Source organism: Spirosoma agri (genome assembly GCF_010747415.1).
Taxonomy (GTDB): domain Bacteria; phylum Bacteroidota; class Bacteroidia; order Cytophagales; family Spirosomataceae; genus Spirosoma; species Spirosoma agri.
Genome location: NZ_JAAGNZ010000002.1, coordinates 1,706,280 through 1,722,747, shown reverse-complemented (window position 1 = coordinate 1,722,747; position 16,468 = coordinate 1,706,280). Strand labels below are relative to the sequence as shown.

Genomic DNA, 16,468 nt, shown 5'->3' with positions numbered 1-16,468 from the left:
ACCGATGAAAACAGGTTTATTATTCGCTAAATTTACCAGGTCTGGAGGCATCAGTGCCCGCAGTCTGCTTATCTATCAGAATGTGTTCCAGTCCGTTTTTGTAAAAGGGCTGGGTATCGTGATCGGCTTTCTAACCATACCCCTTACGCTCAGTTACGTCAGCGTTGGTGACTTCGGCATCTGGATGACAATCACCTTCATGACCTCCTGGTTCAGCCTGGTTGACGTTAGTTTCGGCAACGGACTACGAAACAGTTTGGTCTTGTTTTTCAGTACCGGAGACACAAAAACGGCCCGAAGCTACGTCAGCACGATCTATTTCTTATCGGGTATAATCGCATTAGTGCTGATTGGTGGGGTTGTACTTATCGGCCATTATCTGAGCTGGACAACGTTACTGACGATTCGTAGTGACAACCCGGACCAGGTCAATAGGATCATTACCTACACCCTTGTTAGCTTCAGCGTTCAGCTTTTCTTCAAGCCAATCAATTCCATTTTACTGGCCGATCAGAAAGCCGCACTGGTTAGCTGGATTTTGCTGATCATCAACCTGCTTACTATCGCTATCATCTATATTGGAGCCAGTTATCTGGACAAATCGTTGGTAACCATTGCGCACATTTACAACCTGATCCCCATTGCGGTATTCAGCCTGATTTCGCTGTATTTTTTCACCCGGACATACGCCGATATTGCTCCCGACTTCGCGTCGGTCGACTTGTCATTAAGCCGGGAGCTATTCAGCATGGGCGGCCAGTTCTTTGTTCTTCAGCTGGTCAGCGTTCTGGTATTCACGTCGGGTGGCCTGTTTATTTCTTACTTTCTGGGGTCAGATCGTGTAGGGCCTTACAGCATCGCCAACAAGTATTTTAGCGTGATAACAGTACTGTACAGTATCATCATTACGCCCTACTGGTCGGCGTTTACCGATGCGTACGTGAAACAGGACAGATTGTGGATACAGCATACCCTTCGCCAGTTGAACCGAATCAGTGCTGGTATGACGGGTCTGGGCGTCTTGATGCTGCTGGCATCCAACACTGTATTCAGCCTCTGGATTGGTCCACGAATCCACATTCCCTACGATCTTTCGGTCTCCCTCCTGTTCTACGTAGCCAGCTTTCTGTTTCTGAGCAATTATAATTCTCTGATTAATGGAACCGGCAAAATTCGCGCCCTGGTGTATGCGTCGGTGGTTGGTGTGGTCCTGTACCTACTTGTAAACGTTGCGCTGTTCCGTTGGCTTGACGTTGGTCCGGCGAGTGTCGTGATTGCGGGTACAATCTGGAACGTTGCTCTGCTTCTGTTGTGCCTGATCGAATACAAAAATTTGATGCGTTCTATGTCGTCGGGACGTATCAACGATCAGGCTCATGCCTAAAAAGACAGCTTCTTCGATCCTCCTTGTTCGCCAGCGTATGCCTATGATTTTCTCCTGTATTCGACTCGCTTTCCGAACCCTTCGCTTTGTGTGGCGACGCTGTCGGCGGATTGTGGGCGCGGTGATAACCCGTATCATTTTTTACCTTAATAACGTCACCTATGGCCCCGGCTTGAGAACCTACGGTATCCCGGTAGTTGACATCAACGATGGGTGCCAGCTGAACATCGGCTCATCGTTCAACGTCAACAGTGGCCGACATTTTAATCGAATCGGGCGGCAGCAACCGAGCTTCTTCATTGCCGATCTGGGCGGCATCATTCAGATTGGCGATCGCGTTGGTATGAGCAGCACGGCGCTAGTTTGTCATCATGCCATTACCATTGGCAACGACGTAACCATTGGGGGTAACACCGTTATCTACGATACAGACTTTCATACGCTGGATTCGATACAACGAACGAATTTTCAGGATAATAACCTGGCGAAGACGGCACCCGTCATCATCCGGGATCGTGTATTTATCGGTTCCCACGTAACCATTCTCAAAGGAGTAACCATCGGTGAAGATGCCGTCATTGCCGCCGGATCAGTCGTCACAAGAAACGTGCCTGACAACCAGCTGTGGGGCGGCAATCCCGCTCAATTGATCAGATCGCTCACTGCCCAACCCGCCTATGAGTAGAAACATACTGATGCTCGTCTGCTGTACGCTCGCCCAACTGACACCGCTTGCCTACAAGTCTATCTTTGGCTACAACGAGTACTACATCTACCCGTCTATGATGAGCCACACGATGCTTATCATCCCAATTGTTGTGCTTTTCCTGCTAAAGAACCGCTACAGCAAAGCCTTTCTGATCATTTGGATCGCCTGGTTGTACGTCGGTGAGCTGAAAATTCTAACCTATTTCGCTATCAACCCGTACTATATTTCCATGGACGAGGGCTGCATCGTGTACACGGTTTTCCTGATCTTTTTGAGCCTGGGCATGCTGTTGCACGATGCCAACACCTACATACCCGTGCTATCGGAGGAGGTTCGGACGGTGGGCAGGCCTTTTTACAACGATCTGGCCTGGTTCGAATACATTATACTCGCATTCCCGCTGATCTGGATTCTTGATTTTGTACGCAATGTAGGCTTTATCCCCATTCTCTCCGGCGGAGACGTAACCGATACCATGTATGGGCTAACCTATGGGTACATCTACAATTTTGGCTTTTTCAACTGCCTGTCAGCCGTTTTGTTATACGATAAATTCCTGAAAAGTACGGGCCGGGGCGGTAAGCTAATCTGGCTGGTCATGCTGGTAATGGCGATGCTTATCATGTCGGCGGATAGCAAGCGGCTGTATCTACTGGTATCACTACTGGCCATCTTCGTCTATGACAAGCTCATGGCGGGCGAACTGACCATCGACCGTAAAACAATCATTATGCTGTTCAGCGGTGTGTTTCTGTATGTGCTGTTGCAGAATATCCGATTAGGGAACGCGACCGAGTCTCCTTTCCAGCGCGATGGGTTTCCGCTGGGAGCCGAATTTCGGGAGTATGTACGAGCGGTCAACGAATTTAAGCCGGGCGAGATTCCGGGTTACGATCTGGCAGCCAGCACGGTAGGGGCTTTTGTCAATTCGTTCCTGCTCCGGCTGGCGGGTTTCGACAAATCGGAATTAGTCCATAAAGACAGTGCTTATTCGTTTATGAAACTCTTCGATGAAGAAAACACCCTGGGTATTCGAACGGGCCTAACCTCCGAACTCTATTTTGCTTACGGCTTCTACGGCTTGATCGTTATCACCTGTTTCGGATGGCTCATCAGCTACCTCTCGTACCGACTGGTGTGGGTGACAAAGAAATCGACACTGGTCTTTTTGAGCACCGTTTATGGGCTACTTGTCTTGACGGTATTCGGTCAAAGCTCAGTAACGGTCGGCTGTCTGTGCGTTTTGCTGTATCTATACGGACTACTGGCACTGGTGAAGCAACTAAGTCGCAGGCTGACAGATACCCAGCCATCAATGCCATGATCTACATCATTATTGCGGTTCATAATCGGCGGGCATTGACGCTGGGATGCCTGACCTGTCTGGCGCAGCAAACGCTAACCGACCAACGGGTCGTTGTCGTAGATGATGGCTCTACTGACGGCACGAGCGAACACATTAGCGCACAGTTTCCGGACGTAGTGGTACTGCCCGGCACCGGGTCACTCTGGTGGGCGGGCGCTACAAACCTCGGCATCCGCTACGTGCTCGATACGTTCAGTCCCGGTGCTGATGATTTTATCCTGACCCTGAACGATGACACGAAAATTCAGCCCGATTATTTAGCCAGTTTATTAACAGCTTACAGGGTGAACGCGCCCTGCCTGGTCGGTTCCGTATCGGTTGATGTCAACGCACCGCAAAGACTGCTCTACGCCGGTACGCACCTGAATTTGCGTTTCCCAAACATTGAGAACTGGGCCGATACCCGCTTCAACAATAGCTACGCGTTGCTGACGAAGACAGGTTCTTATTTTGTGTCAGAAAGTCTTCCGGGACGGGGCATGTTGATTCCTCTACCCGTATTCAATGTGATCGGTCTTTTCGATGAAAGTCATTTTCAGCATCACATGGCCGATCTGGACTTTTCAGTCAGTGCCCGCAAAGCAGGCTTCCAACTGGTGATTTCCGCAGCAAGCGTTGTGCATGAGTACACTGATGCGACGGGGATAAACGTCATGAGACCAATGTCGCTGAACCAATTCTGGCAGGCGCTCTCTGCGACAAGATCACCCATCAATTGGAAGACTCGCTATCATTTTGCGCTGAAGCAGGCCCCCTACACGTACCTCTACTTCGGCCTCGATATGCTTCGAATCATTGGTGGCTATGCTCTTCGGCAAATAAGAGGTCATTTATACGCACTCTGTAATTCCAGTTCGTTCGCAAAAAAGATGAGTCCATGAAACAGAACCTTAAATCGATCGTGAAGAGCAACCAAGCGCTTTACACTCTGGCCCAGCATTGGCTGGCAGTGAAGAACAGACTGGCAAGGCCCATTCGTGGTAATAACAACCGAATCGTCAACAAAGGCGTTTTCGTAGGCGTAAAGATCGATATTGTTGGTCATAACAATCGGGTCGAGGTTGGTCCGGGCACCTGCCTATCGAACATGATGATTTACATCAGGGGTGACAATCACCGGCTACAGATCGGGGCCAACAGTAAGTATAAAGGGGGGAGCGTTTGGTTTGAGGATTCGGACTGCCAGATTAGCATTGGCGACAATACCACCATCGAGTCGGCCCATCTGGCCGTAACGGAGCCCCATAAACGCATCACGATAGGAAACGGTTGCCTGTTTTCAGCGGGCATCGACGTACGAACCGGCGATTCGCACAGTATCCTCAGCACCGAAACTGGACAGCGGATCAATTACGCGCAGAACGTCACGATCGAAGATCACGTCTGGGTAGGATTCAACGCTGTCATTCTCAAGGGGGTAACAATTGGCCATAACTCTATTATCAGTACCAATGCACTTGTCACCCGAAGCATTCCGAGTCATTCCATCGCTGCGGGCGTTCCGGCAAAAGTCATCAAAAGCAACATCGACTGGTTGCAAGAACGCATCTATGATACAGAGTAACTAACTGTTTTCCAACACACTAACCGCTTCATTGACAGTACCAACCAGTTCTTCGTATAAGGCCAGCGTTGCCTTGAACGAGACGGTTTTCGTGTATCGTGTCAGAAACTCATCGTACGCCTGTTGAGCCAGGTGATGAAGATGGTCACTATGCAACGTAAACGTCTGGAGAACCCGGATCAGGTCAGCACTGTCACCCGTCTTGAACAGCAGTCCAGTCTGGCCATTTTTCACAATCTGATTCAGATTCTGCTGGTCCGAGCAAATGACGGGTGTAGCAGACGCGAAGGCCTCCAGAATTACCGTGGGTAGCCCTTCGTACCAAAGCGAGGGAACGATCAGGGCACGGCATTTCTTAAGCGCAGTCAGTACAACTTCACGAGGTTGTTTACCCCGGTATCGAATCGTTGCCGTACGCTCAGTCGCCCGTAAGACGTCATCCATCAGTGGTCCATCACCAATGATGTCAAGCCGAAACCCCTCTTTTTCAGCCGCCTGAAGCAGCACCGAAATACCTTTCTCTGCCGTCAGCCGACCCACGTACAGAAAGAAATCAGCCCGTTCTTCCGGGTTTGTGTACCCCGCATCAGCAACAAAATTTGGCTTGACACACACCTGTTCGGATCGTAGCCTGAGCGATGAACTGAGTATTTTCTGCCGGGCAAAATCAGTAACGACCATGAACCGATCTACACTTTTCCAGATTCCTGTCACCTTATGAAGTAACGTAATGGCCGACAAATGAGCCGACTGTGCCATCGAGCCCCGAAAGCAGGCATTTCGGATACCGGCCAGCGGCACTAATTGAGTCAGACAGGTTTCGCAGGGCGTTATTCCTCCGCGCATCAACAACCCATTGACGCAGACCAGACGGTAGTTATGCAACGTCATTACGACCGGAAGATGCCTTTTTTTGGCCATCCAGATTACCGCTGCCGAGGCCGTATAGAACAGATTATGAATGTGCACAATATCTGGCCGAAACTGGCGAATGACCCGATCCAGCCGACGAGCTGATTGGGTATTATAGAGTGACCTGACCGCCGACAGCGCATTACCTACCAGGGTTCCGTCGAAACTGTCGTTATCAAAAATCAATGTTTCTACGGTAACGCCGTTGTCGCGAAGCAGATTAATCTCCTGCTCGAAGACTGTGTCCTCTCCTCCCCCCTGCTGGTAATAGTTGTGGATCAGTAATACGCGCATGATTCGGCAGGTGTAGTGATTGTGATTGAACAAGTCCTGATAGAGACGGGTACTGACTGGTTTATGACCGCACGCCAACCCGAAAAAACGGTATACTATAGGTCAGCAGTTTATTCCATGCCCGCACCGGAACGCTGAATTTCCACCGAAAGCGTCGATCGTAAGTGGGGTGAGGCTGTACCTGTTTTGGAAGCGTAAACTGCGTTTGCTGCCCGCTGTCCAAAACAGGTCGATAGCGGTCATAGACGATTTCCGTGGTTGAGTCGGGTGAGTCAATGCCAATGTTGAGCACTTTGGAAACTGTCGGATAAATCGTCAGTCCCCCGGCCTTGAACGCACTGTAACACAGTCGAATATCCCAGGCATCAATCTCCCGACTTTTCGCCCGTTGCAACATTCGGACCCGATCGCTTCCACCGGCATTAAACTGTCGTCGGGCAATGGGATCAGCCATAAAATCGTCAAAATCAGTCAGTGCCCAATCGACACCTTGCCAGCGATCGGCCCAGATAGCCCATCCCCATGCGCAGGTTCTTGGAAAAAAATACCCGTCGACGGCATAATCGTCCGGTTGCCTGAAGGGGAACGTATAGCCTCCTATGGAAAAAACGTTCGGTACGCCGGCGTAGTGACCGAGGCACTGGTTCATAAAATTCAGGAAATTAGGCGTTGTCACAATGTCGTCTTCGAGGACAATCACCGTCGAATGATGCTGTAGAATCTGCGTTACCCCGGCAATGATCGAGTCGGCACAACCGATGTTGCTTCTGCTGTAAAACCGATGAATCGTTTTGAACCCGCGAATAGTGTCCACGACAGCCCGAACCGCTTCGACCTTACCTACCTCGTGAGCATACCGGGGCCCATCGACAAAAACATAGAGTTCAGTCTGGGCAGCCAGGTAATTAGCTTGCAGTGCAGCAAGCGTCCGTTGCAGTTCGTGAGCACGTTTAAAGGCAAAGAGAATAACCGGAGCAGGCATGAGAGCAGGGAGCAGCAGGTGAGGTAGATCGGATTGTGAATTTCTGTAAGTTCATGACCGACCAGGCTGCCGGGCAAGTTGGCGCAGGAAATAATAGATAAACCATAGATTCGTAACGACGTATCGTTTCACTAACCGGTGTGGCTCCTGACCAAGCCGAAAAAGCCATTCTAAACCCCACTGCTGCATCCAGTGGGGAGCCCGCCTGAAATCACCGATCAGCACGGGCAAGGCTCCACCAATGCCCAGCAGTACGGCTGGTATTTGGGCAGACATGGCAGCCATCCATTTCTCCTGTTTTGGGCACCCGAGGGAGACAAACACCAACGCAGCCCCGGAAGCTGTAATTTCGTCGACTACGCGTTGCTCTTCGTCGGGATGCAGGGGCCGGAAGGGTGGAGCATAATGGCCCACGATGCGTAAGGTCGGATGATGGTTTGCGCAGAAGGCCGCACATCGCGTCAACACATCCGATGAACTACCATAGAAGTACACCGGCAACTGCTGCCGTGCCGCTTCAGCAAGCAACGTGGGGAGTACATCAAGCCCTGTAATACGCTCCTGTTTAATTCCGTAGAAAGCCCGCAGCGCCCAACGCAACGGAACGCCGTCGGGCGTTATCCAGGTAGCCTTGTTCACCTGTTGCGCAAACGTTCTGTCGTGCCTAGCCTCCACCAGCATGTGTACGTTGGCAAAGCAACAGTAGGCTGATTTACGCAGACGGGCAACTCGTAAAACATCCTGAATGAACGCGTCATATGTCTGAAGGGTAAGATTGAGACTGATTACTGACTCCCGCAGTAAGACCGACGCTGATTTATGAAGCCTTTCGTCCTGATTGGCTGTCATAGAAGACCATTGCTGGGTATTAACGGACATACGATGCACGGGAAAAAAGATAGAGTTAGCGACGAAATAGCCCGATCGAACTCCCCATTCACTTCGCTCTCCGCTTAGACGCGCATCAAAAAAGGCAAGTAACTTTTATTACACGAACAGCTAATTATAGCTACACCAATAGTAGATTTCTAATTGCTTTATTAACTATGAACTGAGTCGATGTGATTGGCGCTGGTACGCGTCCGAAGGAGGTTAATTTGTCAGCTTACCCCTAGCTATTCTATCTTTTCTACTCAACGGTCGTATTGATTGACAGCCGGTAAAAAGTAAATTTGGTTTAGACAGTACGAAACCATTCTGCTATGTAACTTTACGGCTGGCAAAATACTTTTTATGGCTTAAACTTTCTGGCTATGAGGCATCTTTCCACTTTTAATGCGGTGATCGTCGTCGGCTTTCTCGTCGGCTCACTGAGCAGTTGTGCCCCAACGATCACGACGTCTTACGATCTCAAACCCGTTTCGGGCGATGTTGCCATGATTGATGGTCGCCCAGTTACGAAGGCTGAGCAAAATGGTGTGGGCGTTGTGGCTTCCTTCGAGCGGGAAGACATGGAATTCATCACCCTGGATATTGAAGTTAAGAACCGCACCGATCATCCAATTCAAGTTAATCCAGCCGATTTTCACTTTGTTGGGCTTGGTGCAGCCCAGGATACCCTCCCTGACCCCAACAACACCGGTCTTGCCCTTACCCGCACAGCCGCCGACCCGGCGTATGAGGCCGGTCGGGTAAAGCTAAAGCGGAAACAGGAAGAGCAACGTCTGAAGCGAGCTAAGATTTTCAATACGGTCCTAATGGTAGCCGCTATCGCTTCCGATGTGTCGTCATCCGGTAGCAGCCGGTCTTATCGGGAGTTTGCCAACAATCGGGCTGGACACTACCTGGCCTATCAGGGAATTGCGGTCAAACGCGCCATCGATCACAGCACCTTTGCCGATCGGATGCAACGTTACGACTACGAAGACTACCGCTGGCGGGAATTAGCCCTGAAAGCAAACACGCTCGCACCCGGTGAATCCGTTCGGGGTTTTGTTTTTATGCCTAAGGTGGCAAAGGCAACTTATCTGGCCATGACGTATGAACTACCTGAACAGCAGACAACAGTACCGATTCTGTTCAAGCAGGCATTCATTACGCAAACAAAACGTAACCGACGTTGACGTCTCAATACAGATTTTAAAAACAATGCCGCAGCTATCCATAGTTGCGGCATTGTTTTTACCTGTTATTCTTCGTCATCGTCAAACGCCTGTTGCGCCCGTTGCAACTCCTGAAGGGTTTTCTGGTTAGTCTGCTTCCGAGCCAGGTTGATGCCTTTTTCGTATAGCGCTGCGGCTTTGTCCCGTTTATCAAGATCAGCGTATAAGGCTGCTGCATGATAATACGTCGGCAAATAATCCGGATGTTCAGCCAGTAATTGATCGAAATAAATTCTTGCCTGATCAGGTTTACTGCCTAGAAATTCCATAGCCAGCGCATAAATATTAAATGGCTCATTAGGTTCTTCCTGCACAAATCGAATTAATTGTTGGATACGTTCGTTGTTCATTCGTCAATAAAAAAATAGTATGCTTGCATACTTTTAGTGAAGACTGTTTGTAATTTAGCCGCCAAGTTAGGAATTTGGTTGTGGTTCATCAGGTAATCGAGCGAGTAAGTTTGTATTCCTTGTTAGTTTCGGAAGTGCCCAGTTACCTGATTGCACCATAGCCACGGCTATCCAAAGTACCTTCAACAAAACCCCAATTAGCATGAAAATTTTAGTGTGCGTGACGAGTGTTCCCGACACCACCACCAAGATTGCCTTCACGGACAATAACACCAAATTGAACAAGGCAGGGGTGACATTCATCACCGGCCCCTATGACGACTATGCGCTGGCACGGGCCGTTGAACTGAAAGAAAAAATGGGCGCGTCGGTAACCGTTCTCAACGTGGGCGAAGCGGATGCCGAGCCGGTTATCCGGAAATGTCTGGCCATCGGTGCCGACGATGCCATTCGGGTGAACGCCGAACCAACCGACGCTTATTTCGTAGCCGAACAAATCGCGGCAATCGCCAAAGAAACAAGCTATGACCTGATTCTGATGGGCCGTGAATCCATCGATTACAATGGTGGACAGGTACACGGTATCGTGGGTGAAATGCTGGGTATACCGTCTATTTCGCCCGTTATGCAACTGGACATCGATGGCGATACCGCGAAGATCACCCGTGAGATTGAGGGTGGAAAGGAGCAGCTGGAAGCGAAACTGCCGCTGGTTTTGGGTTGTCAGGAGCCAATTGCCGAATGGAAGATCCCCAACATGCGGGGCATTATGACCGCACGGACAAAACCCCTTAGATTGGTTGAACCAACGGGTACCGACAAACTCACTACGGTTGCCAGCTATGAACTTCCGGCACCACGGGGTGCGGTCAAAATGATCAAGGCCGACGAAGCCGAAACGCTTATTCAACTCCTGCGTACCGAAGCAAAAATCATCTAATATCAGGCGGTACACGTTTCGACTCGCCTGGTCGTGACGTCGCTTGTATTCCTATTGCAACGACGTTCTGACAGCTAGTTACTGTGTACAGCTTCTAACTCCTACGAACATGTCTGTCCTCATATTTGCTGAATTAGACGAAGGTAAAATCAAGAAATCGTCTCAGGAAGCCCTATTTTATGGTGCTAAAGTTGCTGAGCAAACCGGCACATCGGCAACCGCCATCATCATCGGTGCTGCCGACGATAGCGAATTGGCATCGGCTGGGCGCTTCGGTGCTACCAAAGTACTTCACGCAGCCGATGCCAGGCTCAACGAGCCCAATGGCATGGCCTATGCTACCGTTGTAGCCGCAGCCGCTCAGCAGGAAAGTTCGACGGTGATTGTGCTGGCAAAATCGTCACTGGCCGATGCCATGACGGCCCGTCTGGCCGGAAAATTGAAGGCGGGTCTGGCAGCGAATGTTATCGAATTACCTGATCTGTCAAACGGATTCCGGGTGAAGAGCAGCATTTACACCGGCAAAGCGTTCGCCTTTAATGAGCTGAAAGCTGACATAAAAATTCTGGCAATCCGCAAGAACACGATCACGCCCGAAGAAACAGAAGCAACAGCTCCGGTTGACTCATTCAGCCCATCGCTAAACGACGCTGATTTTGCTATTTCCGTCAAAAGTACCGAAAAAGCGTCGGGCGATGTGTTGCTTCCCGAAGCGGATCTGGTTGTATCGGCAGGTCGTGGTCTTAAAGGACCCGAAAATTGGGGCATCGTGGAAGAGTTGGCACAGGCTCTGCACGCGGCTACAGCTTGTTCAAAACCCGTTTCGGATCTGGATTGGCGCCCACACGCTGAACACGTTGGACAAACTGGCCTGAAAATCAGTCCAAATCTGTACATAGCTTGTGGTATTTCGGGCGCGATACAACACCTGGCGGGCGTAAACTCCTCGAAGGTAATCGTTGTTATCAATAAAGATCCCGAAGCACCGTTCTTCAAATCAGCGGATTATGGCATCGTCGGCGACGTATTCGATGTACTGCCACGCCTGACAAAAGCGGTGAAGGCGTTGTAGGTTAGGGCCATTTGTGGTTCGTCGTGACTGATCAAAAGTCACTGGTGAATAGTTTTCTTAAAAACTTACGATTACTGACGGCTTTTGACAGACGACAGACGCCTAAAAATTGCTAAATTCGCACCGTGGATAAGATTAAGCTGGAAATATTAGGACTTTCACCCAGCCAGTCGCAATCGGGCTCGTTTGCTTTGGTACTAGGTGAAGAATACGGTAACCGACGGTTACCGATCATTATTGGCATGTTTGAAGCGCAGGCTATTGCCATCGAAATCGAGAAGATTGTGCCAAACCGGCCGATGACGCACGACTTGTTCAAGCAGTTTGCCGAGCAATTCAAATTTACGGTACGTGAGATCGTAATTTCTGATTTGCGCGAAGGCATCTTCTTCGCAAAGATAGTTTGCTTCGACGGTGTTCGTGAATCGGTTATTGATGCTCGCCCGTCCGATGCCATTGCAATCGGCATTCGGTTCGACGTACCTATTTATACGAACGAGTCGATCTTATCCGAAGCCGGTATTACTGCCAGTTCGAACGATGAGGAGGAAGAACAGGAAGAACTAGTTCGTTCATCGAGTCGCTCGTCAGCCCGCTCGTTTGGTGATCAGCTGAAAAACGCATCGTCCGAAGAACTACAGCGTATGCTTGAAGAAGCCTTAGGCAACGAAGAATACGAACGTGCCGCCAAGATTCGGGACGAAATGAGTAAGCGCAACTAATCAAAGTACATACAGAACAAAAGCCATCTTGCGGGATGGCTTTTGTCGTTAACAGGGGTACTTATTTTTTCCTGCGTTTTTTCACTACCAGTTCCTTGTAACCAAAGGCCGGGTCCGTTTCCCGGACGTAATCCAGATCAGCCATCACCCCAATCACCAGTTCAGCGGTCGTGTAGATTTTACATCCTTCCAGCAAATGTCCGCCAAGTGTTCGGCCCGTCGAATCCGAAACTGACATATGGATGTGGCTGCCGTTCAACGAAAGCGTCCCCACGAGCGATACAATTTCGAAATGACCCTTCCAGACGGTTGGCCCCTCCTGGTTCGCCAACCGTAACGTTACATCCGTCAGGCTGCCAACACAGGTCAACAGTGCCCCGGCACCGATCCGCTCTCGTTGCACCAACGCGTCTAATTCCTTCTTCAGATCCTGACCGGGTCTCAGACGAAACGAGTAGGTAAACATGGTGCTGCTAACGGCGGCAATAGTAGACGGAACAGGTTGCGATTGTGCATCAGGTATTAGCATAAACCAATAGAAAACGATCAGCAATAAAAAACTTCGCATTTGTGTTATCAACGTGTGAGACAGAATCGAGGTATGCAAAATTACACAATTCGGTCACGGCGGTTTGCTACCGGCATGGCCCTTTTCCTTTTATTTTTCAGCACGGCTCTAACAGTTCCCAGTCAACCCGGACCGGGTATTCCGCGGCCATCAAAATTTGTTGCTATTGACTATAGCACAATTGACAGGTACGCACAGAACGCCCCCGAGTCCGCAGCCAAGAATCTGAACACGCTGAGTGATTATTTGACATCACCCGCGAAGACGGAATTGGCAAAAGCGCGCTCGGTATACGCCTGGATTACATCCCATGTTCGTTACGATGAATCGACGTTCAGCGGTCGTAAATATTCATCAGAAGTGGAGTATGCCAATCGGGTCTTACGAGACCGTAAAGGCGTGTGTACGGGTTTTTCGCTCCTGTTCAAACACCTATTAGGTCGCACCGGCATTCCGGTCGTTACCATAAAAGGGTACTCACGAACCAATGACAGCGAGGCAGGCCAGCCTATTCAGCGTGTCGATCACGAGTGGAACGCGGTTAATCTCGACGGCGAGTGGTATCTGCTCGATATTGCCTGGGCACAAACAACGGCGAAACCGGGTCCCGATGGCGAACTTCGCCCCAACGATTTTTTCTTTCTAACCGAACCAGCTGCTTTTGCCGCTAACCATTTTCCGACTGATCCACGTTGGCAGCTGTTAAATCCGACTGTTAGTAAAACACAGTTTGATCAGTTCCCTAAGGTGTACGATGCTTATTTTCGGCTGGGATTCGATCCGGACTTTCCCAAAACAGGATTAATTCGTACCAATGACGTTCTTACTGTATCGCTGCAAAATGACAGCGAGGTTGAGTTCTTATGTTCCATGGGTCGGCAGGGTGGCTCAACGGCTACTGATCTCCCTGTCACTATCCGTCGGTCAGGCAGTACTTATCAGCTATCCGTTCCCGTTTCGCAACGGGGAAACTCTACATTGTACATTTTCGCTAAGTCGAAAGGCCCCCGTTCAGAACGCGTAAAATCGTACGAAGGGATTGCTTCGTTTACAGTAGTTAAAAGCTAGCTTGTTTGCTGTAAGTAATCCACCGACAAGGGGATTATCTCATCTGTACAAAAGACCCCGATAGAACAAATTCGCGATCGCGTTGATGTTCTATCGGGGTCTTTTGTTTGCTGACCTTGTGACTAGTACGTTAAGAGTTCTGGCAGAACGAATGGTATTTGTATTTAATACGCCGAATCCGGGAAATAAGGCCTATTAAATGCAAACAACACCTGCTCGTTCTTACCTCCTAAACACAGAAGCCAGATCAAGCTGAACTCGGATAGTGAGGCTGCCATCAACGAGCGTATGAATACCTTCTTCTGTCCTTTCGATCTAGTGACTGATTTTAGTTCACTGTTAAACCAAAAAAGCCGGAAGCGTTGGCTCCCGGCTTTTTTGGTTTTAGTGCTTTGACTATTCTACACCGAACATTGCATCTGAACGACGTCCGCTGTTACCAGCCCGACGACGGGTTGCTTTTTTCTTAACGGGTGCAGGAGGAGCAAGCAATTTCGCTTTCTGCTCATCCGTCAGTGGCTTCAAGTCAGTGATCGAGTAGCTGTTGTCGCTAATCGTCGTGTTGAAGCTACCCACTGGTTGCTCAGGCTGACCGTTGCAAGGCAGTTTCGTGACAGTGAATACGGCGCGGAAGTACTGAACCTGTGGACGTACCCGGCGACCCTTGTAGCGAATTGCGTTACCGCTTTCAATTTTAGCTTTTTCAGCCTGTAGCTGCTGAGCCAGACCACCTGGCAGATCACGCAGGTTCAAGATAACGGTGTTCGTATCGAACTCGATTGCGCTGCCTGCTAGACGACGGTTCAGACCACGGTAGCGTAAGCGGGTAACGGTGTCACCAACTGATGTGATCGTTCCGTTACAGTAGCAAACATTAGCCACTTCACGTGTGTACGGCGTACGGTAGTATACTTCCAGACGCTCCAGTTTGTGACGGTATTCGCACTCAGCAATAGTGTTTTTCGGACGAATAACTGAGAAGCTTGTTGTTGCTACCTCACTCATGCAGGAACCACACTTAGCCGTTTGACGATTGTGAACCGTTACGTAGTAGAACCCTGGGTTTGCCTGACCATTCGAGAAGTAAGTGGTCGGGAACGTCAGCGTTGTGTCGGTCGTGTTCTCTAACTGAGCGATCACCTGATCCGATGCACCAGCAACTACCGAATCCGGACGATAGTACAAACGAGCCGTAAAGGTTTCGTTCTTTGGGTTCGGTGTCGTACTACGCCAGCTGATAACAGGAGCGGTTGCTGAAGTATTAACTGGAGGCAGTTGCTGAGCGTTCGTGCTATCAACATAGGCCAGCGATACACCTTTGAGCGAGTTGCCGTTGAACTGTACGCGTAGTTCTGGAATAGAATCGCAAGTTGGACAAACCGTTGGTGTTTTTGGGATCAGCTTTTTCTGAACAAATCCTTTACGAACTGCCAGACCAGCACTGAACCCACCGTGGGTACGCTTGAACTCATACAATACATCCTGCTGACCGTTTACGATCAGGTAGTTCAGCTTGGTGATGAAACCCTGTCCCTGAATACCGATGTTCCAATTGTTCCGTCCAATCGGGAAGAAGATGGCCAGATTTCCGATCGCACCTAAGTGGTACAGATTAGAACTAGGGTTAACAGAGCGAATCAGTCTACCACCTTCTACAAGTGGTCCGCTTTGAATAACCCCACCCTGCGATGGAATGAACGCAGAGATCGTAGCCGCTTCGGTACGGAATAAACCACCACGGGCACCCGCTTCGATAAACGTCGTTGCATCTGGATTCTTGCGGCTCCGGGCTATCGTGAATGTCACAACGGGTCCAACCGTTAGGAACATATCCTCAGAAGCACGCTGGCGAATCGTAACCTGATCACGATTGATACCCTGTGCTGCTGCCAGCCCATAGAGATAATCGCGATAGATGCCGCGTGTAACATAGTTCTGGTAGCCAAAAGCAGTTCCCACACCGATACGGAACCGACGGGTAGCCGGCGTAAAGAAGTAATCGATGTTGGCTGTAATGTTGAAACCAGCTCCGTTATACAGCGTGTTATCGCGTTTGGTAGGACCAAACGTATTTTCCCACGTACCGCAATAGGCGAAGTTTGGTCCAGCATACAAGCCGACACGCCAGGGCGAGAGTCGGCGTACTAGAACAAAGGTTTGGAATGTGGTATCGCAATCGTCCAGCTCAGCAACATCGCTAGCCTGAGCCTTGAATTCGTCCCGACGTAACGTGTCAGTAAAAACTCCTTTGCCCAGGCGATAGATATTCTCTCGCGGATAAGATTGATTCGTTGTTGTCCCGGAGGTAGTCCGGACAGTGTCAGCCTGTTGGGCCTGTGTGCCAAAAGGGGCAGCAAAACTCAGCAACACGAGTCCAGCCAGCATCCGCAGGGGGTGTCGTTGGATAAATGTTCGCATAGGTACGTAATTAATTT

16 protein-coding genes are annotated in these 16,468 nt (G+C 49.9%); 10 read left to right on the top strand and 6 right to left on the bottom strand.

The features are described from left to right. The first annotated feature begins 4 nt into the window (after nt 1-4). The 5 genes from GK091_RS23725 to GK091_RS23705 are packed head-to-tail and all read left to right on the top strand — an operon-like array spanning nt 5 to nt 5,023. A complete protein-coding gene (locus tag GK091_RS23725; RefSeq protein WP_164042688.1) occupies nt 5-1,384 on the top strand; it encodes a lipopolysaccharide biosynthesis protein in 1,380 nt (459 codons plus the stop codon). Next, nucleotides 1,377-2,069, top strand: coding sequence for an acyltransferase (locus GK091_RS23720; protein ID WP_246202367.1), 693 nt, complete (start codon nt 1,377-1,379; stop codon nt 2,067-2,069). The genes GK091_RS23725 and GK091_RS23720 overlap by 8 nt, the downstream gene beginning before the upstream one ends. Then, nucleotides 2,062-3,417 carry a hypothetical protein gene (locus GK091_RS23715; protein ID WP_164042686.1) on the top strand — a complete coding sequence of 452 codons (1,356 nt, stop codon included), beginning with the start codon at nt 2,062-2,064 and terminating at the stop codon, nt 3,415-3,417. The genes GK091_RS23720 and GK091_RS23715 overlap by 8 nt, the downstream gene beginning before the upstream one ends. Next, a complete protein-coding gene (locus tag GK091_RS23710; RefSeq protein ID WP_164042684.1) occupies nt 3,414-4,340 on the top strand; it encodes a glycosyltransferase family 2 protein in 927 nt (308 codons plus the stop codon). The genes GK091_RS23715 and GK091_RS23710 overlap by 4 nt, the downstream gene beginning before the upstream one ends. Continuing rightward, nucleotides 4,337-5,023, top strand: a complete 687-nt coding sequence (locus GK091_RS23705; protein ID WP_164042681.1) for an acyltransferase — start codon at nt 4,337-4,339, stop codon at nt 5,021-5,023. Before GK091_RS23710 ends, GK091_RS23705 begins: the two co-directional genes overlap by 4 nt. Here GK091_RS23705 and GK091_RS23700 read toward each other — a convergent pair whose 3' ends face one another. From GK091_RS23700 to GK091_RS23690, 3 genes are all read right to left on the bottom strand, one after another. Then, nucleotides 5,024-6,229, bottom strand: coding sequence for a glycosyltransferase family 4 protein (locus GK091_RS23700; protein ID WP_164042679.1), 1,206 nt, complete (start codon nt 6,227-6,229; stop codon nt 5,024-5,026). 61 nt (nt 6,230-6,290) lie between these two features. After that, nucleotides 6,291-7,211 carry a glycosyltransferase family protein gene (locus GK091_RS23695; RefSeq protein ID WP_164042677.1) on the bottom strand — a complete coding sequence of 307 codons (921 nt, stop codon included), beginning with the start codon at nt 7,209-7,211 and terminating at the stop codon, nt 6,291-6,293. A gap of 51 nt (nt 7,212-7,262) precedes the next feature. Next, nucleotides 7,263-8,090: a WecB/TagA/CpsF family glycosyltransferase gene (locus tag GK091_RS23690; RefSeq protein WP_246202366.1), complete on the bottom strand. Its 828-nt coding sequence runs from the start codon at nt 8,088-8,090 to the stop codon at nt 7,263-7,265. A gap of 374 nt (nt 8,091-8,464) precedes the next feature. Between GK091_RS23690 and GK091_RS23685 the strand changes: the two genes are divergently transcribed. Beyond that, the gene (locus tag GK091_RS23685) at nt 8,465-9,274 is read left to right on the top strand and encodes a hypothetical protein (RefSeq protein ID WP_164042674.1); all 810 of its coding nucleotides are present in this window, start codon (nt 8,465-8,467) and stop codon (nt 9,272-9,274) included. Nucleotides 9,275-9,339: 65 nt separating this feature from the next. Here the strand turns inward: GK091_RS23685 and GK091_RS23680 are convergent, their stop codons facing one another. Further along, the gene (locus tag GK091_RS23680; RefSeq protein WP_164042672.1) at nt 9,340-9,663 is read right to left on the bottom strand and encodes a tetratricopeptide repeat protein; all 324 of its coding nucleotides are present in this window, start codon (nt 9,661-9,663) and stop codon (nt 9,340-9,342) included. A 202-nt stretch (nt 9,664-9,865) separates the two neighbouring features. Between GK091_RS23680 and GK091_RS23675 the strand changes: the two genes are divergently transcribed. From GK091_RS23675 to GK091_RS23665, 3 genes are all read left to right on the top strand, one after another. Then, nucleotides 9,866-10,603, top strand: a complete 738-nt coding sequence (locus GK091_RS23675) for an electron transfer flavoprotein subunit beta/FixA family protein (protein ID WP_164042671.1) — start codon at nt 9,866-9,868, stop codon at nt 10,601-10,603. 109 nt (nt 10,604-10,712) lie between these two features. Continuing rightward, complete coding sequence (locus GK091_RS23670) at nt 10,713-11,675, top strand: electron transfer flavoprotein subunit alpha/FixB family protein (RefSeq protein ID WP_164042669.1); 963 nt, start codon at nt 10,713-10,715, stop codon at nt 11,673-11,675. A gap of 125 nt (nt 11,676-11,800) precedes the next feature. After that, a complete protein-coding gene (locus GK091_RS23665) occupies nt 11,801-12,397 on the top strand; it encodes a bifunctional nuclease family protein (protein ID WP_164042667.1) in 597 nt (198 codons plus the stop codon). 61 nt (nt 12,398-12,458) lie between these two features. On the opposite strand, the gene GK091_RS23660 is transcribed toward GK091_RS23665, so the two are convergent. Then, nucleotides 12,459-12,965, bottom strand: a complete 507-nt coding sequence (locus tag GK091_RS23660) for a PPC domain-containing DNA-binding protein (RefSeq protein ID WP_164042665.1) — start codon at nt 12,963-12,965, stop codon at nt 12,459-12,461. Between the two features lie 33 nt (nt 12,966-12,998). On the opposite strand from GK091_RS23660, the gene GK091_RS23655 reads away from it, so the two are divergent. Continuing rightward, nucleotides 12,999-14,033, top strand: a complete 1,035-nt coding sequence (locus GK091_RS23655; protein ID WP_164042661.1) for a transglutaminase domain-containing protein — start codon at nt 12,999-13,001, stop codon at nt 14,031-14,033. A 396-nt stretch (nt 14,034-14,429) separates the two neighbouring features. On the opposite strand, the gene GK091_RS23650 is transcribed toward GK091_RS23655, so the two are convergent. Continuing rightward, nucleotides 14,430-16,418, bottom strand: a complete 1,989-nt coding sequence (locus tag GK091_RS23650) for a hypothetical protein (RefSeq protein WP_164043027.1) — start codon at nt 16,416-16,418, stop codon at nt 14,430-14,432. Nucleotides 16,419-16,468: the final 50 nt, after the last annotated feature.